This is a genomic window from Flavihumibacter sp. UBA7668 (assembly GCF_002483205.1).
Classification (GTDB): Bacteria; Bacteroidota; Bacteroidia; order Chitinophagales; family Chitinophagaceae; genus Flavihumibacter.
The window spans coordinates 143,630-167,618 of record NZ_DLHM01000003.1; the positions used below are offsets into that span (position 1 = coordinate 143,630).

General features: G+C 42.8%; 24 protein-coding genes and 1 other RNA gene. 5 read left to right on the forward strand and 20 right to left on the reverse strand.

Translation table 11 applies throughout. From position 1 onward, the window contains the following. Nucleotides 1-16: 16 nt before the first annotated feature. From hisF to B2746_RS06440, 13 genes are all read right to left on the reverse strand, one after another. A complete protein-coding gene (gene hisF, locus B2746_RS06380) occupies nt 17-778 on the reverse strand; it encodes an imidazole glycerol phosphate synthase subunit HisF (protein ID WP_290792022.1) in 762 nt (253 codons plus the stop codon). Between the two features lie 5 nt (nt 779-783). Continuing rightward, nucleotides 784-1,515 (reverse strand): 1-(5-phosphoribosyl)-5-[(5-phosphoribosylamino)methylideneamino]imidazole-4-carboxamide isomerase, encoded by a 732-nt coding sequence (gene hisA, locus B2746_RS06385; protein WP_290792023.1) that lies wholly within the window; start codon nt 1,513-1,515, stop codon nt 784-786. After that, nucleotides 1,515-1,943 carry a GNAT family N-acetyltransferase gene (locus B2746_RS06390; protein ID WP_290792024.1) on the reverse strand — a complete coding sequence of 143 codons (429 nt, stop codon included), beginning with the start codon at nt 1,941-1,943 and terminating at the stop codon, nt 1,515-1,517. The genes hisA and B2746_RS06390 overlap by 1 nt, the downstream gene beginning before the upstream one ends. Beyond that, a complete protein-coding gene (locus B2746_RS06395; protein ID WP_290792025.1) occupies nt 1,940-3,349 on the reverse strand; it encodes a pyridoxal phosphate-dependent decarboxylase family protein in 1,410 nt (469 codons plus the stop codon). The genes B2746_RS06390 and B2746_RS06395 overlap by 4 nt, the downstream gene beginning before the upstream one ends. Next, nucleotides 3,346-3,969, reverse strand: a complete 624-nt coding sequence (gene hisH, locus B2746_RS06400; protein ID WP_290792026.1) for an imidazole glycerol phosphate synthase subunit HisH — start codon at nt 3,967-3,969, stop codon at nt 3,346-3,348. Before hisH ends, B2746_RS06395 begins: the two co-directional genes overlap by 4 nt. A gap of 10 nt (nt 3,970-3,979) precedes the next feature. Beyond that, nucleotides 3,980-4,747, reverse strand: a complete 768-nt coding sequence (trpA, locus tag B2746_RS06405) for a tryptophan synthase subunit alpha (protein ID WP_290792027.1) — start codon at nt 4,745-4,747, stop codon at nt 3,980-3,982. A gap of 11 nt (nt 4,748-4,758) precedes the next feature. Continuing rightward, the gene (locus B2746_RS06410) at nt 4,759-5,229 is read right to left on the reverse strand and encodes a GNAT family N-acetyltransferase (RefSeq protein ID WP_290792028.1); all 471 of its coding nucleotides are present in this window, start codon (nt 5,227-5,229) and stop codon (nt 4,759-4,761) included. Beyond that, on the reverse strand, nt 5,229-6,425 hold the full coding sequence (gene trpB / locus B2746_RS06415) for a tryptophan synthase subunit beta (RefSeq protein WP_290792029.1): 1,197 nt from the start codon (nt 6,423-6,425) through the stop codon (nt 5,229-5,231). The genes B2746_RS06410 and trpB overlap by 1 nt, the downstream gene beginning before the upstream one ends. 13 nt (nt 6,426-6,438) lie before the next feature. Continuing rightward, on the reverse strand, nt 6,439-7,071 hold the full coding sequence (locus tag B2746_RS06420; protein ID WP_290792030.1) for a phosphoribosylanthranilate isomerase: 633 nt from the start codon (nt 7,069-7,071) through the stop codon (nt 6,439-6,441). Between the two features lie 61 nt (nt 7,072-7,132). Further along, nucleotides 7,133-7,921: an indole-3-glycerol phosphate synthase TrpC gene (gene trpC, locus B2746_RS06425; protein ID WP_290792031.1), complete on the reverse strand. Its 789-nt coding sequence runs from the start codon at nt 7,919-7,921 to the stop codon at nt 7,133-7,135. Then, on the reverse strand, nt 7,922-8,914 hold the full coding sequence (trpD, locus tag B2746_RS06430; RefSeq protein ID WP_290792032.1) for an anthranilate phosphoribosyltransferase: 993 nt from the start codon (nt 8,912-8,914) through the stop codon (nt 7,922-7,924). A 75-nt stretch (nt 8,915-8,989) separates the two neighbouring features. After that, entirely contained in the window at nt 8,990-9,568 is a 579-nt protein-coding gene (locus B2746_RS06435; protein ID WP_290792033.1) for an anthranilate synthase component II, read from the reverse strand. Nucleotides 9,569-9,599: 31 nt separating this feature from the next. After that, a complete protein-coding gene (locus B2746_RS06440) occupies nt 9,600-11,030 on the reverse strand; it encodes an anthranilate synthase component I family protein (protein ID WP_290792034.1) in 1,431 nt (476 codons plus the stop codon). Nucleotides 11,031-11,252: 222 nt separating this feature from the next. On the opposite strand from B2746_RS06440, the gene B2746_RS06445 reads away from it, so the two are divergent. After that, nucleotides 11,253-11,537 (forward strand): GNAT family N-acetyltransferase, encoded by a 285-nt coding sequence (locus B2746_RS06445; protein ID WP_290792035.1) that lies wholly within the window; start codon nt 11,253-11,255, stop codon nt 11,535-11,537. 16 nt (nt 11,538-11,553) lie between these two features. After that, on the forward strand, nt 11,554-12,183 hold the full coding sequence (locus B2746_RS06450; RefSeq protein ID WP_290792036.1) for an NAD(P)-dependent oxidoreductase: 630 nt from the start codon (nt 11,554-11,556) through the stop codon (nt 12,181-12,183). A 104-nt stretch (nt 12,184-12,287) separates the two neighbouring features. On the opposite strand, the gene hisB is transcribed toward B2746_RS06450, so the two are convergent. Genes hisB through hisG form a run of 4 tightly spaced genes read right to left on the reverse strand, consistent with a single transcriptional unit; the run spans nt 12,288 to nt 16,643 of the window. Next, nucleotides 12,288-13,433, reverse strand: a complete 1,146-nt coding sequence (gene hisB, locus B2746_RS06455) for a bifunctional histidinol-phosphatase/imidazoleglycerol-phosphate dehydratase HisB (RefSeq protein ID WP_290792037.1) — start codon at nt 13,431-13,433, stop codon at nt 12,288-12,290. A 22-nt stretch (nt 13,434-13,455) separates the two neighbouring features. Continuing rightward, nucleotides 13,456-14,502, reverse strand: a complete 1,047-nt coding sequence (hisC, locus tag B2746_RS06460; RefSeq protein ID WP_290792038.1) for a histidinol-phosphate transaminase — start codon at nt 14,500-14,502, stop codon at nt 13,456-13,458. Next, nucleotides 14,495-15,778 carry a histidinol dehydrogenase gene (hisD, locus tag B2746_RS06465; protein WP_290792039.1) on the reverse strand — a complete coding sequence of 428 codons (1,284 nt, stop codon included), beginning with the start codon at nt 15,776-15,778 and terminating at the stop codon, nt 14,495-14,497. Before hisD ends, hisC begins: the two co-directional genes overlap by 8 nt. 4 nt (nt 15,779-15,782) lie before the next feature. Beyond that, nucleotides 15,783-16,643, reverse strand: coding sequence for an ATP phosphoribosyltransferase (hisG, locus tag B2746_RS06470; RefSeq protein WP_290792040.1), 861 nt, complete (start codon nt 16,641-16,643; stop codon nt 15,783-15,785). Nucleotides 16,644-16,859: 216 nt separating this feature from the next. Here hisG and B2746_RS06475 point away from each other — a divergent pair, with 216 nt between their 5' ends. From B2746_RS06475 to B2746_RS06485, 3 genes are all read left to right on the forward strand, one after another. Next, nucleotides 16,860-19,298 carry an alpha/beta hydrolase family protein gene (locus B2746_RS06475; RefSeq protein ID WP_290792041.1) on the forward strand — a complete coding sequence of 813 codons (2,439 nt, stop codon included), beginning with the start codon at nt 16,860-16,862 and terminating at the stop codon, nt 19,296-19,298. 75 nt (nt 19,299-19,373) lie between these two features. Continuing rightward, on the forward strand, nt 19,374-20,375 hold the full coding sequence (locus tag B2746_RS06480) for an L-threonylcarbamoyladenylate synthase (protein ID WP_290792042.1): 1,002 nt from the start codon (nt 19,374-19,376) through the stop codon (nt 20,373-20,375). A 30-nt stretch (nt 20,376-20,405) separates the two neighbouring features. Then, nucleotides 20,406-20,843: a hypothetical protein gene (locus B2746_RS06485; protein ID WP_290792043.1), complete on the forward strand. Its 438-nt coding sequence runs from the start codon at nt 20,406-20,408 to the stop codon at nt 20,841-20,843. Between the two features lie 12 nt (nt 20,844-20,855). On the opposite strand, the gene fsa is transcribed toward B2746_RS06485, so the two are convergent. From fsa to B2746_RS06500, 3 genes are all read right to left on the reverse strand, one after another. Continuing rightward, nucleotides 20,856-21,506, reverse strand: coding sequence for a fructose-6-phosphate aldolase (fsa, locus tag B2746_RS06490; RefSeq protein WP_290792044.1), 651 nt, complete (start codon nt 21,504-21,506; stop codon nt 20,856-20,858). Between the two features lie 675 nt (nt 21,507-22,181). Continuing rightward, nucleotides 22,182-22,281, reverse strand: an RNA gene (gene ffs, locus B2746_RS06495) — signal recognition particle sRNA small type. A gap of 337 nt (nt 22,282-22,618) precedes the next feature. After that, on the reverse strand, nt 22,619-23,902 hold the full coding sequence (locus B2746_RS06500; RefSeq protein ID WP_290792045.1) for a DUF5103 domain-containing protein: 1,284 nt from the start codon (nt 23,900-23,902) through the stop codon (nt 22,619-22,621). Between the last annotated feature and the right edge of the window lie 87 nt (nt 23,903-23,989).

Consider the following 23,989-nt stretch of genomic DNA (forward strand, 5'->3'; position numbering starts at 1 on the left):
GTACTTATTTTTATAGCTATCCGATTCTTACCGGAATACCTTCCTGAAAGAGGTAATTTTTTAGATCCGGAATAGCAACTTCTTTAAAATGAAAAATACTGGCGGCCAGCGCAGCATCGGCATTTGCCTGTTGAAATACATCCAAAAAATGTTCCATCCTTCCCCCACCCCCACTGGCAATAACCGGAACAGGCAACCGGGTGGACAGAGCACGTGTGATATCGAGCGCAAATCCCTGTTTGGTACCATCATGATTCATGGAGGTCAACAGGATTTCACCTGCTCCAAGTGAAACCGCTTCTTCTGCCCAGTCAGTACAGGTTCTGTCAGTTTTGGTACGCCCACCGTTCAGATAAACATACCATTCACCATCTTCCTCCATCCTGGCATCAATAGCTAAAACAACACATTGGCTTCCAAACTCTTTCTCCAGTTCTGAAAGCAGTGCCGGACGTTTGAAAGCTGCTGTATTTATAGAAATTTTATCTGCTCCATTCTGTAATAGGATTTTAACATCTTCCACACTGCTGATTCCACCGCCTACTGTAAACGGAATGTTAATCTGATGGCTGATCCGGTTAACAAGTTCACTCAGGGTTTTTCTCTTTTCAACTGTTGCCGTGATATCCAGAAATACCAATTCATCTGCGCCCTGACTTGCATACAGGCGACCCAATTCAACCGGATCTCCGGCATCACGCAAATCAACAAAATTGGTTCCCTTCACAGTCCGCCCGTCTTTGATATCCAGACAGGGTATTATTCGTTTAGTTAACATAGCTGTTATTTAGCATTCATTTCATTAAATCGGGAAAGTTCTGTCAGTGTAATACGCTGTTCATAAATAGCTTTCCCTATGATTGCGCCACTACAGCCAATTTCAGCCAATTCATGCAAATCGGCCAGTTGGCTCACTCCCCCACTTGCAATAAAATGAATAGCAGGAAAGGATTCTATGATTTTCTGATATAGCTCCACAGAAGGTCCTTCCAATTTTCCATCCTTGCTTACATCGGTACAAAAAAGCTGATAAATTCCCTTCCCCTGGTAATTCCGGATAAAGTCGATTATATTGATCCCGGTTGTTTCCAGCCATCCGGCAACAGCAATTTTTTCTTCTTTTACATCCGCTCCTAATAAAAATCTATCTGCTCCATAAGTCTGAATCCATTGAACAAATACTGCTTCCTGTTTTACCGCAAGACTTCCAATGGTAGCCATAGCAGCACCTGAATTAAAGACAACTCCGAGATCCTCTTCTTTTTTAATTCCTCCTCCAAAATCTATGACCAGAGAGGTTTTGCCCGCGATCTGTTCCAGCACTTTCCAATTGGTCACTTTTCCAGCTTTAGCTCCATCCAAATCAACCAGATGCAATCTTTTTAATCCTGCATCTTCAAACATCCGGGCTACTTCCAAAGGCTGCTCATTATAAATTGTTTTTTGCGCATAATCACCCTGGGTTAGGCGAACACATTTTCCCTCTATCAAATCAATTGCTGGTATAATTTCCATTAGTGAATATGTTTATATAGTATGATATAATCAATTCCGTTTTTATTCCATACATGTCCTTCCTGCTGAAAGCCGAATTTCTGGTACCAGGACAAAGCTGTAAGCCTGGCATTACACCAAACGGCCTGGTATCTTTTCTCAACAGCATAATCAACCACTGCATTCAAGAGCATTGTGCCATATCCCTTACCCTGTTCAATGGTAAGCGTGGCAAATTTTCTGAACTGTAGAGATTTTCCATATTTTTCAGAATCAAATAAGGATATAACAGAAACCGTTTTATTATTTATTTGCAGCCCCCAATGAATAGCGGTTTCGTCTCCCTGCACGTTCGCTAATTCGATGGATTTTCCCGGATACATTACTTCCTGACGGATTGCCAAAACCTCCTTCAATGGCAATTCAATTATTTCGGAATTCAATTTCATAAGGCGAGTTTCTTAATTACCCGATTTACTGAATCCATAGCCTTATCCACTTCTGCACGATTCGTACGAAAATTAACCAGCGCAGCGCGGATACAGGTTTCGCCTTTATACTGGGAAGGAGTCATAAAAACAATTCCTTCCCTATTAAGTTCATCTAAAAATTCTGCTACTGAAAAGGAACCTTTCATTTCTGCTATTGGCTGAAAGCATACCGTGTTAAGACGTACCGGCGCAAGCAAACGAAAGCAACCGGTCTGGAGTAATTGATCTGCCAGATAATTAGCCATTTCTATAGATTCTTCCACAATGCTTTGATACCCTGATTTCCCATATGCCATTAAGCTGAACCATACAGATAATGCTCGGAAACGTCGACTATTCTCCGGCACATAATTCAAATACGAAAATTGTTCCCAGGGATTACCAAGATAAGGAGCGGATGAATTCTGAAAAGTTTGAATTTGCAGAACTGCATGTTCTTTTCGGGTAAAAATCATGGCGCTATCGTATGGCACATTCAACCATTTATGAAAATCAACCGTAATACTATCTGCAAGTTCCCAACCTATCAGTAAATGTTTATGTTCTTTTGAAAGAGCTGCAAAGCCACCAAAGGCGGCATCCACATGAATCCAGCAATTATGCTCCTTTTTCAGTTCAGCGAGTGTCTGAAGATCATCAAAATCTACACTGTTAACGGTACCTGCGCTTGCTACAAGAATTACGGGTTGCATTTTATCTGATGGCAACAGATTTCGCAAAGCACTAATATCAATCGCTTCCCGGTCAGGTAATGTTGGCACCTGCTGAATAGTTGAGCTGCCCATTCCCAACATGGAAAGTGCTTTCAGACTACTGGAATGAGGTTGTGCAGAATATACGGGTATATGCATGCGCAAACCATCTCTGGCAATATCTAAATCCAACTGTTGTCCGGCCCACTGCCTGGCCACCGCCAGTCCGGAAAAATTTGCCATCGTAGCTCCGGTTACAAATGCTCCCATAAAAGTATCTGGCAAATCAAACAAATCAAGCAGTAATTGTACAGTTTGAATTTCCAATAAAGCAGATGCATCTCCCCTACCGGAAGTAAGTTGAGTATTCTGATCATATACAGAACTAAGCCAATCTCCCATTATGGCCGCAGGAGTAGTTCCTCCTGTTACGAATCCCCAGTATCTGGGCCCTGAACTTGCTACAATATGAGGATAAAATAAAGTACGAAACATTTCCAGCGTACCCAGAGCTCCTAATCCGGTTTCAGGCAAATCTGGCCAGTTGATGTTTTCCGGATTTGTGCTCGTCGGATGATCAGTCAGCTGCTGGAGATGTGCTTCACCCATTTTTCTTGCAGCATCTAGCAATTGGGCCAACTGATCCAGATCCTCTTTAATAATTGGATTCATATCTTCTCGATAAAATTGCGAAGAATTTTTTCTCCTACTGTTGCTGATTTTTCCGGATGAAATTGTACTCCATAATAATTTTTTTTATGCAGCCCGGAACTGTAGGGTGCCAGATAATCAGTTGTTGCTATCGTATCTTCACCAAGTGCAGCATAATAACCATGCACAAAATAGCAATAGCTGTTTTCAGCAATGCTATCAAACAAGTCTGTTTTTAAAGACGAAATGGTATTCCAGCCTATCTGAGGTATTTTAAACCGATTTATTTCCGTATCTGTAACCGCTTCTTGCAACTTCAATTGATTAAAAGATTTCACCTTTTCATCAAAGATTCCCAGGCATTCGGTTGAATTTTCTTCGGAATAGGCACACATTAATTGCATACCCAGGCAGATTCCCAGAACCGGCTGCTGCAATTCCTTTAAAACCTGATCCAGTTTCCGTTCACGCAGGTATCGCATGGCACTGCTGGCTTCACCCACACCCGGAAAAATAACTTTGTCGGCTCTTCGGAGTAATTCAAAATCGTCAGTCACTATTGCCGCTGCACCAATTCTTTCCAATGCATACAGAACACTTTGAATATTGCCGGCATTGTATTTTACGATCGCGATTTCCATAACATTTTTTCTAAAGTACACCATTTAAAAAATCACGGGTGGTAGCTGAAATATCTGTTGATCCTTCCAGCGCTTTAATATAGGCAGTTCCAATAATTGCTCCATTGGCATTGGCAGCGGCAGTTTCAAAACTTTCCCTGTCTTTGATTCCAAATCCTACCAAAACCGGGTTAGTCAATTTATAGGATTGTAATCGCTCCAGATAGGTCTGAACCGCCGGCAATTGTTTATTGGAACCTGTAGTGGAGGAAGATGAAACTGCATATAAAAAGCCCTTGCTTAAGGAATCCAGTTTCCGAACCCTTTTTTCAGATGTTTCGGGTGTCACCAGGAAAATAAAATCGAGACCGCATTGCTTAATAATTGGTCCATATTCAGTCTCAAATTCATATTCCGGCAAATCAGGCAGGATGAGGCCATCTATTCCAATTCTTGCGGCCTCCGAACAAAATCGCTCAAAGCCATATTGCAAAACCGGATTCATATATCCCATTAGCAATACAGGAACCGATATACGTTCTCTGAAATTTTCCAGTTGATTAAAAAGTGTGGCAATAGTCATCCCGTTTTCCAGCGCAATACTGCTACTGTGCTGAATAACAGGACCATCCGCCAACGGATCACTGTAAGGCATTCCCAATTCTATCAGATCCGCTCCATTTGCCTGAAGGGCTTCCATTACCGGCAACGTACTATTCAATTCAGGATAACCTGCCGTACAATAAACATTCAACACACGGGCTGACTTCTGTTGAAACAACGTTTGAATTCTGCTCATAATCGCAATTCTTATGTCAATATTTTTTCCATTTTGATATCACTTCGTTTGTAAACAGAATCACCAACGGGAATCTGAACAAATCCGAATTTTTTATATAGATGAAGGGCTGCGCCGAGTTTGCTATGTGAGTATAACTGAAGCGTACCAGCACCTTTTCCTTTTGCCGTATCTATGGCATGTTGAACCAACAGGTGCCCCAATTGGTTACCCTGAAAGGATGAATCCACCGCCATCTTGGACAATTCAAAACAACCAGGTGCGCCTTTAATCAATGCATAACAGCCGAGCACCTGCTCCATATTTTTCACAGCGAAATAAATGAAGCCTCCTTTATCCAGATAATAAGCCTGTGGGTTGCTCAGCATTTGTTCATCAATCGGTTCCACTTCAAAAAACGCTTCCAGCCAGGCAGTGTTCAGGCGCTTGAAATCAGCGGCCCATTTTTCCTGATAGGGTTCTATTGTTATTCCTGTATTCATTACATTCCCATCATTTCCATTTGTTTCATGTAGGTTGCCAGGTCTTTATCACCCCTTCCGCTTAAACAGATCACTACCTGATCTTTATCCGTCAGTTGCAATTGATGCAAAGCGGAAAAAGCATGGGCTGTTTCCAAAGCAGGAATTATTCCTTCCAGCCTTGCTACATCAAAAGCTGCACGTAATGCATCTTCATCCGTAACTGCAAGAAACTGCCCCCGGCCACTGTCAAACAGATTGGCGTGCAAGGGTCCAATTCCGGGATAATCCAATCCGGCTGAAATACTATGCGGTTCCACCACCTGTCCATCTTCCGTTTGCATAACCAGACTTTTACTGCCATGTAAAACGCCAGGTTTACCTAAAACAGTGGTTGCTGCACTTAATCCGCTGTTGACACCATGTCCGGCTGCTTCAACAGCTACCAGTTGCACCGAAAGTTCATCCAGATAATGAAAAAATGCTCCGGCCGCATTACTGCCTCCGCCTACACAGGCAATTACATGAGTAGGAAGTTCTGATCCGGTTTTTTCCTTTAGCTGCCATCTTGTTTCTTTACTGATAACACTTTGAAAACGTGCAACCATATCCGGATAAGGATGTGGACCTACCACACTGCCGATTATATAATGCGTATCAACCGGATTATTAATCCAATCCCGGATTGCTTCATTGGTGGCGTCTTTCAGAGTTTTACTCCCACTGACAGCTGGTATAACTTTCGCACCAAGCATACGCATACGGGCTACATTGGGGGCCTGCCGTTCAATATCTTTTTCACCCATATAAACGATACACTCAATACCTTTCAATGCACAAACAGTTGCTGTTGCCACACCATGCTGGCCTGCTCCGGTTTCGGCAATAATCCTGGTTTTCCCCAAACGCTCCGCCAATAATATTTGTCCAATGGTATTGTTGATTTTATGCGCTCCTGTATGACAGAGATCCTCTCTTTTCAAATAGATATTGGTAGCAAATGCCTGACTTAATCGCTTTGCAAAATAAAGCGGGGTTGGTCGTCCAACATAATCGCGCAGCAGTTGCTGAAACTCCTGTTGAAAAGCAGGCTCCTCCATTATTTCGCGGTAACGTTGCTGCAGTTCTTCCACATTGGGATGCAGCATTTCCGGAATATAGGCACCTCCAAACCGGCCATAATAACCCTGTGTGGTAGGTTGTTGATAAGTTTGCATGATTGTTCTTTTATTAATCATTCAGGTTTTTAATAAAGTTTTCGATCAGATTTAAATCTTTGACTCCCGGACTCGATTCAAACCTGCTGTTAATATCAATAGCGAAAAGCCCTTTTGCTTCCGGTTGGGTTGCAAATTCTTTAAGCGCCTGTTCGTCTCCCGGCTCTATGCCTCCACTTAGAAAATAGGGTTTTCCAATATGTTGGGATTTTAGCATGGTCCAATCAAATTTTTTACCTGTTCCACCATAACCAACGCCCATGGTATCAAACAGAAACATATCACATACATCAAGATAAGGTCGTACCATCCATTCAATGCTGTCGTTTTCGCTTAACCGAAACGCTTTCACTACAGAAACATAATCAGCAATGCGTTCACAATATTTTGGTGTTTCATCTCCATGTAACTGAACCATATGCAGCCGGCATTCATCCACCATCTGAATCACTTCTTCTACTCCGGAGTTTACAAACACACCTACTTTGTTGATCTTCTTTTCTTTTTTCAAATCGGTAGTAGTAAGATGTCTTAATACATACCTCGGACTCTTTGGATAAAATATAAAGCCGGCAAAGGTTGCACCCAGGTCTTCCAACTGGTCTACCTGCTGTAGCTGGGTCATGCCGCATACTTTTACTCTCATGGGTTGCTCTGCATTTTAAGTGTTAAGATTCTGCCAGTGTATCAGACTGGTTGATTCAGTTTTATGCGTTATTATTTAGTTCATTTATAAACTGTTCAAATGATTTTGCAGGATTTGATGCTTTCATAAATTGCTCACCAATTAAAAATCCATCAAAGCCATTTTTCTTGAACAATTGGATCATTTCAACTTTATCAATTCCGCTTTCTGCAACCTTCAAACAATTTGGAGGTAGTTTGGATGCCATTTCCAGGCTCTTTTCTATGTTTACCTCAAATGTTTTCAGGTTGCGATTATTGATTCCAACAATTGGCGTGAATTCTCCAACATGTTTTAATTCTTCTTCATCGTGCAGTTCAAGCAATACGCTTAAGCCTAATTCTTTTGCCAGTTTTGATAATTCATACACTTCGGTTGGCTTCAGACATGCGGCAATCAATAAGATAATATCGGCTCCCATCGCTTTGGCTTCATAAACCTGATATGAATCAATCATAAAATCTTTTCGAAGCAATGGAATATCCAGTTGGCGAGCAGCTTCCAGGTCCTGAGCCGATCCTCCAAAAAATTGTTCATCTGTTAATACGGAAATGGCAGAAGCCCCGAATCTGGCATAGGCACCGGTAACCTGCGTAACATCTGCATTACTATTAATGTTCCCTTTAGAAGGTGATTTTCTCTTAAACTCAGCAATAATTCCGGTTTTATCCGGGTTCTTCAGAAAGCTGGCTAGTGATAAAGGCGTACGTTGAAAAAATGCTTTCTTTTCGAGTGCATTCAATGGCGTAGTTTTTTTTCGCTCTTCAACTTCAATTCGCTTGGCAGCAATTATGGTATTCAGAATATTCATTTATTGCAATTCAACTAGTTTTTTAAGTGCATTTCTTGCTTTTCCACTTTCGAGGCTATCAACTGCGGCGCTATAGGCTGCTTCAAAACTGTTATACTGTCCGGTACTTTTAAGTGCCATGGCGGCATTTGCCAAAACCACAGCATTTTGAGCCCAACTACCCTTACCATCCAGGATTTTCAGGAAAATTTTAGCAGCTTCTTCCACCGAATTTCCACCATAAATATCGGAAGGCTGAACCGTTCTTTTGCCCACCTGCTCGGGAGTCAGTAATTCTTCCCCTGCGTTGGTGATTATTTTGGTGTCGGCAGTAAGGGAAATTTCGTCGTATCCATCCAGACTGTGGATAATGGTAAATTGTCCGCCAGTTTGTTGCAGCAGATAATTATAAACCCTTGCCATTTCAAGATTATATACGCCTACCACCTGATAAGCGGGATCAGCCGGATTAACCATTGGTCCAAGCATATTAAAAAAAGTACGCATACCCAGGTTTTTCCGGATTGGCCCCACGACTTTTAGGGCTGGATGAAATAAGGGGGCATGTAGGAAACAGATATTTGCCACATCGATTTCTTTTTGCAGCGCGTCGTTCCCACTTTTAAAACGATACCCCAATTGTTCCATTACATTGGAAGCACCACTAATGGAGGAAGCTCCATAGTTTCCATGTTTGGCTACTTTTTGTCCCGCTCCGGCAACCACAAAACAGGCAAGGGTGGAAATATTAAAGGTATTTTTTCCATCACCTCCGGTGCCAACTATATCCACTACTTTTTCGCCATTGAGATGGACCCTCACACAGAGTTCCAATAAGGCATCCCGAAAGCCCTGCAATTCTTCTATGGTCACACTTCGCATCAGATAAACCGTCATAAACGAAGTGATTTCATGTTCATTATAAAGACCTTTGCCAATATTCAGCAATACTTCCTTCGCCATCTCCCTTGTCAGGGCTTTGTGCTCGAATAAAAATTGTAATATTTTTTTCATTGATTTGTTTTTTCACCTTTCACCTTTCACCTTTCACGTTTCACCTTTCACCTTTCACCTTTCACGTTTCACCTTCTATCCCAGCCAGTTGCGAAGCATTTTCTCTCCTTCCGGAGTCAGTACACTTTCCGGATGAAACTGTACGCCCTGTACATCAAATTCTTTATGTCGCAGTCCCATTATCTGGCCATTGTTATCGAGTGCAGTAATTTCAAAACAGTCGGGCAATTCTTTTTCACTTACCACCCAGGAATGGTATCGTCCAACTTCTATCATTGCTGGCAAATCGGTGAAAACATCCTGTTTAGCCAGTACACGGTCTGGTGTCTGAAAAATGGGAGTAGCTACTCCATGATAAACAGTGGAAAGATTGATCAGTTTGCCTCCGAATGCCTGACCGATAGCCTGATGACCGAGACAAACACCCAGAATTGATTTGGTGGAAGCATACTGCTTAATTAAGGGCAATAAAAGTCCGGCTTCTTCCGGAATACCCGGACCAGGAGATAATATTATTTTATCATAGTCCTGCGCTTTTTCCAATGGCAGCTGATCATTTCGTACCACATCCACTTTTTCGCCGGTAATTTTTTCAACAAGATGAACCAGATTATAGGTAAAGGAATCGTAATTATCGAACACTAATATTTTCATAATTGAATAGTATTGGGCGGTAGGTGATCGTTTAGCTGATGGATTGTGCAAGGAGGATCGCTTTTTTCAAGGCGCCTAGTTTATTATTTACTTCCTGCAATTCACTGGCAGGCTGACTGGCGGCTACCACACCGGCTCCGGCCTGATAGGTTAGTGTATTATTGCGACTAAGGAATGTACGGATCATAATGGCATGATTGCAGCTTCCATTAAAACCCATGAATCCCAGTGCGCCACCATAATAGGATCTTGCGGTTGGTTCGAATTCATCTATTAATTGCATAGCCCTGATTTTTGGAGCGCCACTAAGTGTCCCTGCAGGGAATGATTTTGCCAAAAGCGTAAAAGGATTGGTATCTTTTGGAACCCTTCCCACCACTTCACTAACGAGGTGAATTACGTGAGAAAAATATTGAACCTGTTTATAATGGGCTACTTCAACCTGATCACAGATTCGGCTGAGATCATTCCTTGCCAGATCAACCAGCATAACATGTTCGGCATTTTCTTTTTCATCAGAAAGCAGGCGTTCTGTTTCCTGTTGATCCAGCTCATCATCTCCGCTTCGTTTGTAAGTTCCGGCAATCGGATGTACTACTGCTTTGCCGTTGTTGATAATAAGTTGTGATTCAGGTGAGGAGCCCATCAGTTTATAATCCCCATAATCAAAAAAGAAAAGATAAGGTGAGGGATTGATGCTTCTCAGGGCACGATACACATTAAATTCATCCCCTCTGAATCCCTGACGGAACCTGCGGCTCAGAACGATCTGAAATACATCACCACGATAACAGGAAGCGATTCCTTTTTGGACCATATCCAGATAAGCAGCATCCTGCATATTGGATGATTCATCGCCGTCCGTCTGAAAGGGATAAACCGGCACATCCTTACTCCGGATGAGTGATTCAACCATGGCCAGATCCGATTCAATTCCCTCCATTTTATTTTCGCAGAGGTATAATTCGTCTTTGAAATGATTGATGGCTATAACGTATTGATATAACCGGTATCGCATGAGCGGAATGGATGTTTCATTTGTTTTGCGATCCTGAAACCCGATGGTATCGAAAAACTGAACGGCATCATAGGTAGTATATCCGTAGAGGCCCTGGGCGAAAGCCTGAATTTTATCCGGTTTATGAGCAACTTCAAACCGCTGCATGAAATTCCAGAGTTGTGCAGGCACTTCTTCCGGTTGATTGATTGTAACGCGTTCCGGTGTTTGTCCGGGATACTTATATTCTATACTTTTCAGTGAGCTGATTTCCATTCCGCCAATGGCATTGATGCAGATGAAGGAATAGCTGTTATCAGCAGCGTGGTGATCGGTGCTTTCCAGCAGGATGGTATCCCTGAACCGATCCCGGAGACGCAGGTAAATTCCAACAGGAGTATACACATCTGCCAGCATGGTTTTCACCGTTGTTTCAAGTTGAATCTTCTTTTTTTCGTTCGCCATAATGATTGGTTTCCAACAAAAATTAAAAAACCCCGATGGTGTACATCGGGGCTTTGATTATGTTCTACTATTCTATAGATACAGCATTACAATACCCCGTAAGAGTTTGTATGCCACCACCACTGAATAGATTGAATGTTTTTGTTCATGAGACTACAAATATGCAACAGCAAATTGGAATGAACAAAAGTTTTTTGTGTAGCTTTCTGAAAATATCCTGTTATGCTAATACATCATACACAAAAAGAAGGTAAGGGTGTTTTTTTTGTAGGGGAAGATGATGTACCACTGGCGGAGTTGGTATATACAAAACCTGCATTCGACAAGATGATTCTTGAGCATACGGAAGTTTCGGAAGAGTTGAAAGGGCAGAATATTGGCTACCAATTAGTAGAAACAGCGGTTGATTACGCGCGTCATCATAATATGAAAATTCTGCCACTTTGCCCCTTCGCCAATGCAGTTTTTAAGAAAAAACCAGAATATCAGGATGTTTTAATGGATTAACTAAATCAGCAATTTTATGAAACTGGTCATTTTTGGAGCAACCGGACAGGTAGGTAAATACCTTGTTCAACAAGGGTTATTAATGGGTCATCAGGTACGCGCATTCGGAAGGAATGTGCATGAATTACCCGATGAAAATCATTTATTGGAAAAAATTAAGGGAGCGGTATTTGATCCGGGGGAAGTATTTTCTGCACTTCAGGGAACCGATGCGGTCCTGAGTGCATTGGGAGGCAGTTTTGATGGAACAGACAAGACCCGGTCTTTGGGGATAAAGAACATAATTACACAAATGAAAGCCGCCGGAGTAAAACGGATTGTTGCATTGGGTGGAGCTGGGATATTGGATCATCCGGAAGGCGGATTGGCGATCGACCATGAATCCTATCCCCCTGAATATGTGCCGGTTGGAAGGGAGCATCAGAAAGCCTGGGAGGCGTTGCGTGATTCCGGGCTGGACTGGACCTTTGTATGTTCACCGGACATTATCAATGCGGAGGTGAGCGGGAAGTTTTTAACCGCTGTGAATCAACTGCCGGAGGGAGGAAAAGGCACTATCAATGCCGGCGACCTGGCACTCTGTATGCTGCAGGAACTGGACAAAAACTCCCATCTCAGGGAACGCATTGGAATTTCCAACGTTTAGGTGTCAGACAGGTGTTAGAACGTTGTTAGAGAGGTGTCAGACAGGTGTTAGAACACTATTCTAACTCGTATCTGACACCTATTCCAACACCTGTCTGACGTCTATTAGAGAACACCTTTGGTGGAAGGCAGGTAGTTCGAGAAGGGATCACGTTTTACCGCCATGCGGATAGCTTTGGCAAATGCCTTGAAAATAGCTTCAATTTTATGGTGTTCATTTTCACCCCGGCAATAAATGTTTAGGTTGCACTTCGCGGCATCGCTGAAGGATTTAAAGAAATGAAAGAACATTTCGGTTGGCATCTCCCCTATTTTTTCCCGCTTGAATTCGGCATCCCAAACCAGCCAGTTTCGCCCACCAAAATCGATCAGCACCTTGGCTTCCGCCTCATCCATCGGCAAGGCAAATCCATACCGTTCGAGTCCGCGTTTATCAGCCAGCACCCGGGAAAAAGCTTCGCCCAAAGCTATACCTGTATCTTCAATTGTATGGTGTTCATCAATATGTAAATCTCCCCTGGTTTCAACCACCAGGTCTAATTTCCCATGCCGGGCGATCTGATCCAGCATATGATCGAAAAATCCGAGTCCCGTTGAAATCTCCGCTTTGCCGGAACCATCCAGATTCAATACCACCCTGATTTTTGTTTCATTCGTATTCCGTACCTGCTCCACCTGGCGCAGGCCCAGTTTAAGGAACGCATAAATTTCTCCCCAATCACAGGATTCCAGCGCTACCGTTGTTCCCCTCAACTCTGCAGCTTTGTCTTTAATCTCCGCTCCACCCAATTCTGGATCCATGTTCAACCAGATCGCCTTACAACCCATATTTTTCGCGAGCTGAACATCCGTTATCCGATCGCCGATCACAAAGGAATTAGCCAGATCATAGTCCGGATTATTCATATAATGCGTCACCATTCCAATACCCGGTTTCCTTGTCGGCAGGTTTTCATGGGGGTAACTCCGGTCAATCAAAACCTCCTTAAAACAGATCCCTTCCCCTTCCAGACTTTTCATTACCAGGTTATGCAATGGCCAGAAAGTATCTTCGGGAAAAGTTGCAGTACCCAACCCATCCTGATTCGTAATCATGACCAGTTCATAATCCAGCTCACGGGCAATGCGCCCCATGAATTCAAACATTTTAGGATAAAATGTCAGTTTGTCGAAAGAATCCAGTTGATAAGTTGGAGGCGCCTCATTAATCAGAGTGCCATCGCGATCAATAAACAAAACGCGTTTAGCCATACCGGTTAGTTATGAATTGAAATTAATTAAACTGTTTTAACGCCTCCAGCAATTCGGTATTTTCTCTCTCTGTGCCAACAGTTATCCGCAAACAATCGTTACACAAAACAACCGAAGAACGATCCCGTACCACAATTCCATTATCTAATAAATACTGATAAATTTTACGTGCATCGCTTACCTGCACAAGCAGAAAATTGGCATCAGAAGGATACACTTTTTTTACCAGACTCAGGGAAGGAAGTTCCTTTTCCAGCCGCCCCCGCTCCTGTACCAGCACCCGAATCATTTCATTTACCTGCTCAACTTCTTCCAGTGCTTTCAATGCAAGTTCCTGCGAAGCCTGATTGATATTATAGGGCGGCTTCACTTTATTCATTATTTCAATAATTTCTCTGGAAGCAAATGCCATTCCAACCCTTAATGCAGCTAATCCCCAGGCTTTGGATAAGGTTTGCAAGACAACCAGATTTGGAAATTCTGCAAGATCCGGTACATAAGAGCGCTGACGCGAAAAATTAATATAGGCTTCATCCATCACCACCAAACCAAAATAATTATTCAGCAAAGCTTCAACAGCACCACGTTCAAGCGAATTGCCTGTTGGATTATTGGGCGAACATAAAAAGATAATCTTGGTGAAATCATCCACTGCTTCCTCCAAAGCTGGCAAATCAAGTTGGAAATCCGGTGTCAGCGGCACTTTCTTCACTTTTACATTATTGATGTTCGCACTCACTTCATACATGCCGTAGGTAGGTGGTACAATCACGATATTATCCATACCCGGTTCACAAAATGTACGTATCAATACATCTATGCATTCATCACTTCCATTACCCAGAAAAATATGACCGGGATCCACCCCTTTAATAGCTGATATTTTTTCTTTTACCGCCCATTGCAACGGATCTGGATACCGATTGTACCATTTCAGTAAGGGGGAACCCAATGAATTTTCATTGGCATCAAGATATACGCGTGCGTTTCCTTTAAATTCATCCCTGGCTGATGAATATGGTACGAGATCGCGAATATTTGGTCGTACTAATTCGTTTAGATTAAACATTATTCTTGGTTCTAATAGTTACTGCATTTGCATGTGCATCCAGACCTTCCGCTCTTGCCATCCGAATAACTGTTTCTGCAATTGATTCCAGTCCGGTAACAGTAAGTTCCTGGAAGGTTATTTTTTTCACAAAGGAATCCACACTTACCCCACTGTAGGCAGTTGCAAAGCCGTTGGTGGGCAATGTATGATTGGTGCCACTGGCATAATCGCCCACACTTTCCGGAGAATAATGCCCCAGAAAAACCGATCCTGCATTTACAACCAGTGCTGCAATTTCACCTGCTCTATCTGAAGCAATTATGAGGTGTTCTGCAGCATACTTATTTAATAATTCCATTGCATCATCAATATCTTTTACAACGATGGCATAACTATTAGCCAGGGCTTTTTCTGCCATACCAGCTCTCGGCAATTTTTGCATTTGTATAGCAAGCGATTCCTGCACCTTTTCAGGCATCGAGCTATCTGTAGTAACCAATACCACCTGACTATCAATGCCATGTTCTGCCTGGCTTAAGAGATCTGCTGCAATAAATGCAGGATCCGCTGACTCATCTGCAAAGACAGCAACTTCTGATGGACCTGCTGGCATATCTATGGCGATTCCATCCCTTTGAATTAATTGTTTCGCACAGGTAACATACTGGTTACCCGGACCAAAAATCTTAAACACCTTTGGCACTGTTTGAGTGCCATAGGCCATAGCTGCAATGGCTTGTGCACCACCAATTTTAAATATCCGGGTGATACCAACAAGGGATGCAGCAACCAGCATGGCAGGATGCAATCGTCCCTCTTTATCTGGCGGAGAACAAAGAATTATTTCTTTACAACCAGCAATAGAAGCGGGGATTCCCAACATCAATATCGTTGAAAAAAGCGGTGCTGAGCCACCTGGAATATACAATCCCACTTTTTCAATACCGACTGATTTTCTCCAACAACGAACCCCTGGCATAGTTTCAATTATTTGCGGCTCCTGCAATTGTACTTCATGAAAACGTCGGATATTAGCCGCTGCCTGTTGCATAGCTGCAAGCAATTCATCAGAAACAAGTGCTTTTGCAGCCGCTATTTCGGCACCGGAAACTTCCAACCCGCGAAGATCAACTCCATCAAACTTTTTCGTGTATTCTAACAAGGCTTCGTCTCCCTGCGCTTTTACCGTATCCAGTACTTCCTGCACCTTAGACTCAAGAACAGAACTATCCATTGCCGGCCTTGCTAACAGGGTAGCATAGTCCCTTTTAGATGGAAATCGCACAATATTCATACGATCAGATTATCATTTTCTCAATTGGTATAACCAGGATTCCCTGAGCACCTGCTGCTTTCAGTTGTTCAATAATATCCCAGAACTGATTTTCACTTAAAACACTGTGCACACTACTCCAACCGGCTTCAGCCAGGGGCAGAACGGTAGGACTTTTCATCCCAGGCAATAAAGCGATGATTTCATCCAGTTTATCATTGGGTGCATTCAGCAACACGTATTTGGTGTTTTTTGCTTTTTTTACAGCCCGGATTCTAAACAGTAGTCGCTCCAGAATCTGCATCTGTTCAGCGGATAACTGTTCATTCCGGATCAGTACGGCTTCGCTTTTCAATACCACTTCCACTTCTTTCAGTCCATTCATGAATAAAGTAGAACCTGAACTTACCAGATCAACAATGGCATCAGCCAGACCAATACCAGGAGCAATTTCAACAGATCCGCTGATTTCATGGATTTCCGCCTGCACACCTTTGGACTGAAGGAAATTTTCCACCAATACCGGATAACTGGTGGCTATCCGTTTTCCCTGCAACGATGCAACACCCGTGTATTCCTCTTTTCTGGTAACCGCAATGCTTAACCTACATTTTCCAAATCCGAGTCCCTCAACCAATTGAACCTTCTTATTTTTCTCGTACACTACATTTTCCCCTACGATTCCAATATCAGCCACGGCGTCTTCCACATACTGGGGAATATCATCGTCGCGTAAAAAATAAATTTCCAAAGGAAAATTTTCTGCTTCTGTTTTAAGCTTGTTAATGCCATTTTTGACATCAATGCCACAATCCTTCAACAGTTTAACAGAGTCCTCATAGAGTCGTCCACTTTTCTGGATGGCAATTTTCAGTTTTTGTTGCATACAATTGAATAAAATAAAAAGGGCCTACCTGTTCGGTAAGCCCTCAAATGTTTATCTATAGACATCAAACATCTTCGCTTACCGCGTTGGCAGTATAGCATGATGATGGTGGATGTAGCTAATTCTTTTCATTTCGGTTGCAAAAATAGGGTGATCGGCTCATATAATCCAAATTTTTTAAGAATCTGTATATTCGGACACCTAAGTTTCACACATATGAAAAAATTGCTCTTATTAGTTTGCACAGTCAGCTGGCATTTAGTCTCCTATTGTCAGGACGATGCCGGATATCAAATTCCTCCTAAAGACATTCTGGATCTGGTTACAGCAGCTCCAACGCCTTCTGTAAGTTTTAGCGGAACAGGAGATTATATGGTCCTGTTACACAGAGCCAGTATGCCTTCCATTGAGGAGCTTGCCCAACCAGAGTATCGTATTGCCGGTGTTCGACTAAATCCGGCAAATTTTGGAGGGAGTCGCCAAACTTATTTTAATGCGCTAAAAATCAAACAGATTAAAACAGGACAGACACAAGATGTATTCGGGTTACCCGCTGAGCTTCGGGGCAGCACACTGCAATGGAGTCCCTCACAACAGACATTTGCAATATTGAACTATGGCAATTCGGGTATTGATCTTTACTCAATTGACCTGAAAGAAGCCCGGGCTCGGAAAATAAATGCACACCCGATTAATGATGTAATCGGAACCGCTTTTATCTGGCAAAATGATAGCACCCTTATTTATAAAGCAGCTGCCAATTCTGGTAAGAAGCAGCCAATAAAACCAGCCGCTCCCAAAGGGCCTGTAGTTCAGGAATCGTTGGGTAAAGCGGCGGCTTCCCGCACTTATCAGGACCTCATCAAATCGCCTTATGATGAAACACTGTTTTCCTATTATGCAACCGGACAACTAATTAGGGTTAACGTGAATACGGGCAATACGGAAAAAATTGGCGGAGAAGCTATTTACCGCGGATTCTCTATATCACCTGATCAACAATTCCTGTTGCTTTCAACCCTTGAAGTTCCATTTTCCTATCTGGTTCCCTGGAGTGGTTTCCCAACCAACTATTCCGTAACAGACACCAAAGGAAAGCTGGTCAGGGTTATCGCAAAAAATCCTTCCTCTGAGGGGGCTCCAATTGGCTTTGATGATGTACCAACTCATCCCCGCTACATCAGTTGGAGAGATGATCAACCAGCTACAATAATGTATGTTCAGGCACTCGACAAGGGGTTAGGGAAATTTAAAACAACCTACCGGGATGGCGTTTACACCATCGATTTAAGAAAATCAGGTGAAGCCAGCCTATTGACCAAAACCACCCGCAGGTACCGGGGAATTGAATGGGGCAATGATCAGGTTGCTTTATTATTTGAGGGCATGAATTCAACCAGAACCTTTCGCATCAATTTATTGAACCCTTCAACCGGTCAGTTAGACAGTCTTCATGAAAGAAGCAGCAACGATCAGTATAGTGATCTGGGTCAGCCAATAACCACCCGTAATCAATATGGAAGAGCGGTATTACAGGTACTGAAAAATGGCAACATATTACTTACTTCAAATGGTGCTTCAGACAAGGGTGATCTTCCTTTACTACGTTCCATGAATCTTAAAACCCGTTCAATAAAAGAGCTATGGCGCTGCCAGGAAGGTTCCTATGAATATGTGGTTCGTGTGCTGGATGCAGAAAAAGGCGTTTTTATTACCCGTAAGGAAAGTCCGACTGAAACACCCAATTATTATATACGTCAGTATATCAAACGAATTGCGCCGGTAGCAATAACCGATTTTACCAACCCTTATCCACAACTTGAAGGAATCACCAAAGAAAAAATCAGTTACAAAAGAGCAGATGGGATTGATCTTACTGCAACCCTATATCTGCCTAAAGGATATGATAAAGCAAAAGATGGCCCATTACCGCTCTTAATCTGGGCATATCCAAGAGAATATAAATCAGCTGCAGATGCTGCACAGGTTCGCGGCTCCAAATACACATTCACAACCCTGTCCTATGGCAGTCCGGTTTTTTGGGCAACCCAGGGCTATGCGGTAATGGACAATGCAGAAATGCCAATTGTTGGTGAAGGCAAAAAAGAACCCAATGATGCATTTATTCCACAACTTTATCTAAATGCGCATGCGGCCATCCAGGCTGCAGCCCAGAAGGGTGTGGGTGATAGTACCAGGGTCGGGGTAGGCGGCCATAGTTATGGAGCTTTTATGACCGCTAATTTGTTGGCACATACAGGTCTGTTTAAGGCTGGAATTGCGCGTAGTGGAGCATATAACAGAACCCTCACTCCCTTTGGCTTCCAGGCAGAAGAACGCACCTACTGGCAGGCACCTGATGTATATTACAATATGAGTCCATTTAGTTTCGCCAATAAAATAAAAACACCGCTTTTATTAATCCATGGTGAAATGGACAATAATTCGGGCACCTTTCCTATTCAAAGTGAGCGGATGTATAATGCAATCAAAGGTCATGGTGGAACCACCCGTTTTGTTTCTCTCCCTTATGAAAGTCATGGATATGCGAGTAAAGAAAACATCCTTCATATGTTATGGGAACAACATCAATGGCTGGAGAAATATGTAAAAAAAGCAGAACAACCAACTCCTGCAGAAAAGAAAGCATTTTAACAGGCCTTTCAGACCATTGCTAACTCTTAACGCTTTCGGCCGGCCAGCTCCGGCCGAAAGTGTTATTTTTGCCCAATGAACAGTTCAATTGGAGTGGATCTGGAAAAAGCAGCTAACCTGTTAAGAGCGGGTGAGTTGGTGGCTATTCCAACAGAAACCGTGTATGGTTTGGCGGCGAATGCTTTACAGGATGAAGCAGTAATAAAAATTTACCAGGTCAAAAACCGGCCGCAGTTTAATCCGTTGATCCTACATTTTGCCAATTATCAGCAATTACAGGCCTGCGGGTTGGACTTACCTCCGTCTGCACAGAAGCTGGCAGCCCGTTTCAGTCCGGGACCACTAACTTATGTTATTCCTGCCTCATATTCCATACCCGGAATTGTTACGGCGGGAACGCCGGCTGTGGCGGTTCGATTTCCGAATCATCCAATAACTTTAGAATTACTTCAAAAGCTGGAATTTCCTCTGGCTGCCCCCAGTGCCAATCCATCCGGATTTGTGAGTCCAACCAGTGCAAGTCATGTCGCTGCTCAGCTGGGCGAATCGATCCCTTATATTCTGGATGGCGGTGAATGTTCGGTTGGTGTTGAATCAACCATTATTTCCTTCCTCGAAGAACAACCAAGACTCTTACGATATGGCGGTATAACGCTGGAGGCGATTGAGGCTGTTATTGGACCGGTTTCATTACCGGAAACTGGTTATGTGGACAATCCAGTAGCTCCCGGCATGCTGGCCAGGCATTATGCAACCCGTCACCCACTTCAAACAGGAAGACTTCAGGAGCTTTTACCTGCTGCATTGGAACAATACGCTCCCAGTGAGATTGTCAGCATCAGTTTCACAGAATTACTGAACGATATCCCTGCTACCAACCAGTTCATCTTATCACCAACCGGTCATCTGCCGGAGGCAGCGAGGCGATTATTTGCCGCTTTGCGATTGGCTGATGAAATGAATATCTCGCTTATTCTCGCTGCAGAATTTCCTGAAGAAGGATTGGGCAGAGCAATCAATGACCGGCTGCGAAGGGCTTCCAGTTCTGCTTCCACTTCAGTAAATGCAACAGATTAAACTCTGGTGCAAAAAGAAAGTCTAATTGGTATGAAGTATTTTTTTATTTTTTTCGCCTTATTGCTGCTTCTTAATCAGGGCTTTGCCCAAAGAAAAAAGGCAGACAGGCCCTCAGGTACTCCACTGGTTGATAGTATTGCCTTTCATCTATATACGGATAGTCTAAAAAAAGGAGTACATAATTATATTAATGTGGATGGCAGATTGCCTAAGGGTGGGTGGTATCCTTTAACTGCAGAAGATATTCTTTTTGATTGTGAGGAAGGCCGCTTTGAAGGAAATAATCTGGTATTGCCGGCAGATTTCAAAAAAGAAAAAGTAACTATAACAGCTACCTATAAACGCAATCAGCAAATCAGCCGAAAGATTACCATCTATATTAAAACTTTAGAAGACGGCCCTTTGAAAACCAAGGAGGAAATCATGGATGAACTTCGCGGTCGGCCAAAAAAGAAAAGAGGCTGGTAGGCCTCTTTTAGATTACATTTTCTTTGCGTCTTCCAGAAATTTTGCCAATCCAATATCTGTAAGCGGATGCTTCAACAGCCCGAGAATTGAATCAAGCGGACAGGTACAAACATCGGCACCTAATTCTGCGCATTTAATAATATGATTTGCATTGCGAATAGATGCAGCCAGAATTTCTGTTTTAAAGCCCTGAATACTGAATATATTAGAGATTTGCCCGATTAATTCCGTTCCTTCCCAACCACTGTCATCTATTCGGCCTATAAATGGCGAAACATAGGATGCACCTGCTTTTGCTGCAAGTATCGCCTGTCCGGCAGAAAAAATAAGTGTACAATTGGTTCTGATACCGTTATCTGTAAACCATTTGATTGCTTTGATACCGTCTTTGATCATCGGAACCTTCACCACAATATTGGGATGAATAGCTGCCAGTTTCTTTCCTTCTTCCACCATTGATGCAAAATCAGTGGAGAGAACTTCGGCACTGATATCGCCGTCAACGAGCTCACAGATATCCTTATAATGCTGGACTATATTATCTTCTCCTTTAATACCTTCCTTCGCCATCAGCGAGGGGTTGGTGGTAACTCCATCCAGGATCCCTAATTCATTGGCTTCTTTGATTTGGGCCAGATTTGCCGTATCAATAAAAAATTTCATGTAGTTGTATTTGATTTTACGGGAACGAAGATAAGGAAAGGGTGGAAAAGGGAGACAACGGAGAAAAGGGGAGAAAAGGGATCATACCGTTGTTTTCCAGGAAATACATTCCATGTCCCAACCTTCCCTCAGAAATTCCTGGTAAGGTGCCGTATATTCTCCGTTACTGTCCCTTATGTCTTTAGCAATAAAAGTTGTAACTTCTAACCCACAATATGCAACAGGCGCAGCGGGTGGCAGACCGTACCATGTGGTTAGTTGCCCTCTCTTTCTGTTTTAATTGCCTTCTCAGGCCGTCTTGAGGAGATTAGCTGTCTATTACTAGTTTCTAACCGGGAACATAAGGAGAACAAGCCGTGATTTCCCCAGCAATCCCGGACTTATCCCGGACTTATACCGCACCTGTGCCGGACCTGCACCGGACCCAGCAATCATGGTTCAACAAACCGGAATTTTCGACCTTTCAGGAAAAATCGGCGGTTTCCAATTTATTCAAAAAAGCCGCGAACTCCGCGGTCATCCTGGTTCCTGATTGTACCAGCTTTCGGTCTCTGCTGATGATATCTCCGGTTAGTTGATTAAAATAATTCAACCTTTTAGATACATCCCACAAGGATTTAGCATGATCCGAGAAAAGGGAGACAAGGGGGAAAAAGGAGAAATTGGGGAAATAAAAAATGGCAGGCTTATCATATCGCGCCGCTACAACCACCTACCCTTGCTGTCTTCCGACCCTGGGGGAGTTCAGTAGGAGCTGGCCGTATGAGACCTGCCGATGCAAAAGTAAAAAATAAAAAGTAAAAAGTAAAAAATAAAAGACCCGACTATTCGGAGAATCTGACATTTGATTAATTCGAAACTAGTTTTTGCCATAAGACAGAACAGAACTGATCAATCCACTTTGTTCACCGGATCCAATCATAAAATACTCGGAACTAATCAGCTGGAAGCTCAACTATCCGGAACTCGCTACTACTGCATTTATCAGTTGCTTTAGTATATAATGGAAAAGGTTTAATCATCTTTCAAAATGGAACTTGTCCCTTGAAATATTATTTTGAACCTAATGGCAATGCCTAAGCACGGGTGGCCCCTTTTTTTTCAAATTTCAATTATTGATTTCTTCCACCCAGGGAATTTATCCGGCCTACGGCCACCAATTCATCTGCCCGGCCACCAAGGGAGCGATAATATACAAGCACCAGATAACTATTTTCCGTTTCCCAAAAATTACCTTCTGTCTTTTCAGTTACATATACTGATTTTCCGGCAGACTCTTCTTTTATTGCATATCCATAATCATAATACCCCTGTTTAAGCCAGATGGATGTTTCATACCAGCCTTTCGTTTTATTAAATATCATTTTAGCCTGAGGGTCTTTTCCGTAATTCGTTAATTCACCAAACAGGTACAGATCCTGGCGAAAAGGCAGTCCGGCAGGTGGACGAAAACTAAAATGAACAGTGGCATAATCACCCTGCCAATAAGGGTTTAAACCATCCAGGGTTTCATTAAAATACATACCGTTTCCATCTCTATAATATACAACTCGTAATGCGGAACGGTCAACATCCGGTTTTACATAAACATCTGTGCTGGTTTTAGCATAAACCGCACTATCTACCCGTTCCGATTGCAGGCGAAAACTTCGAAGATCCAACCAACGCCATTCTTTCCCGGCTGGAAAAACAGCATCCTGTTCAGTATTGTATTCCAATTGATTTTGGCGGATGAAGGTAGGTTTCATTCCGGCTTTCGCATTATCCCAACGATTGTTCTGCAATAAGACCACCTGAATCTGTTGCATTGGATTTACCAGGCTTAATTGCCGCATATTTACCGTGAATGCCAGCTTTTGGTGAGTTGTAAACACCTGGTTATTGAACGGTTGTTGCACCTGGATTCCAACTGCAGCCTTTTCATCAACAACCAATACCCTTCGACTAAATGCCAGTTGATTTGGATCGCCGTTTAGGAAAACTTTTAACAGATAGTTACCCGAGCGGGACGGAACCGAACTTCTGTCAGGAAGCTGCGCCTGATAATGGGTATAACGTGTAAGTGCAACCGATGAACTTCGATAAGTTGTAATCCGCTGTTGCGAAAAACCTTTCACAAAATCCATGCTGTTAAGATTCACCGGCGACCAATCGGCATTACATAATTGCCAACTGTAGGAATATGCTTTGGTTCCACCCTCCCGGTCATCAAAATGAAGCTCCAGTTGATCTGCTGAACCAAGTCTTATGATAGGATAACCGAGTGGATTTCCAACCGGAAACAACTTCACCTGTTGGATGGAAAGCTGATAAATCTGGTCAGGTTCTATGGTTTGTGCCTGGCTGAAAATTGAGCTAACAAGTAAAATTCCGGCTATTAAAATGGATCTATACATGTAAAAACTACTAATTTGTCTGGTTAATCCCGGTACCAATCTACAAAACGCATCCGGTTAAAAATAGTTTTCTCCCCTATATTTGGC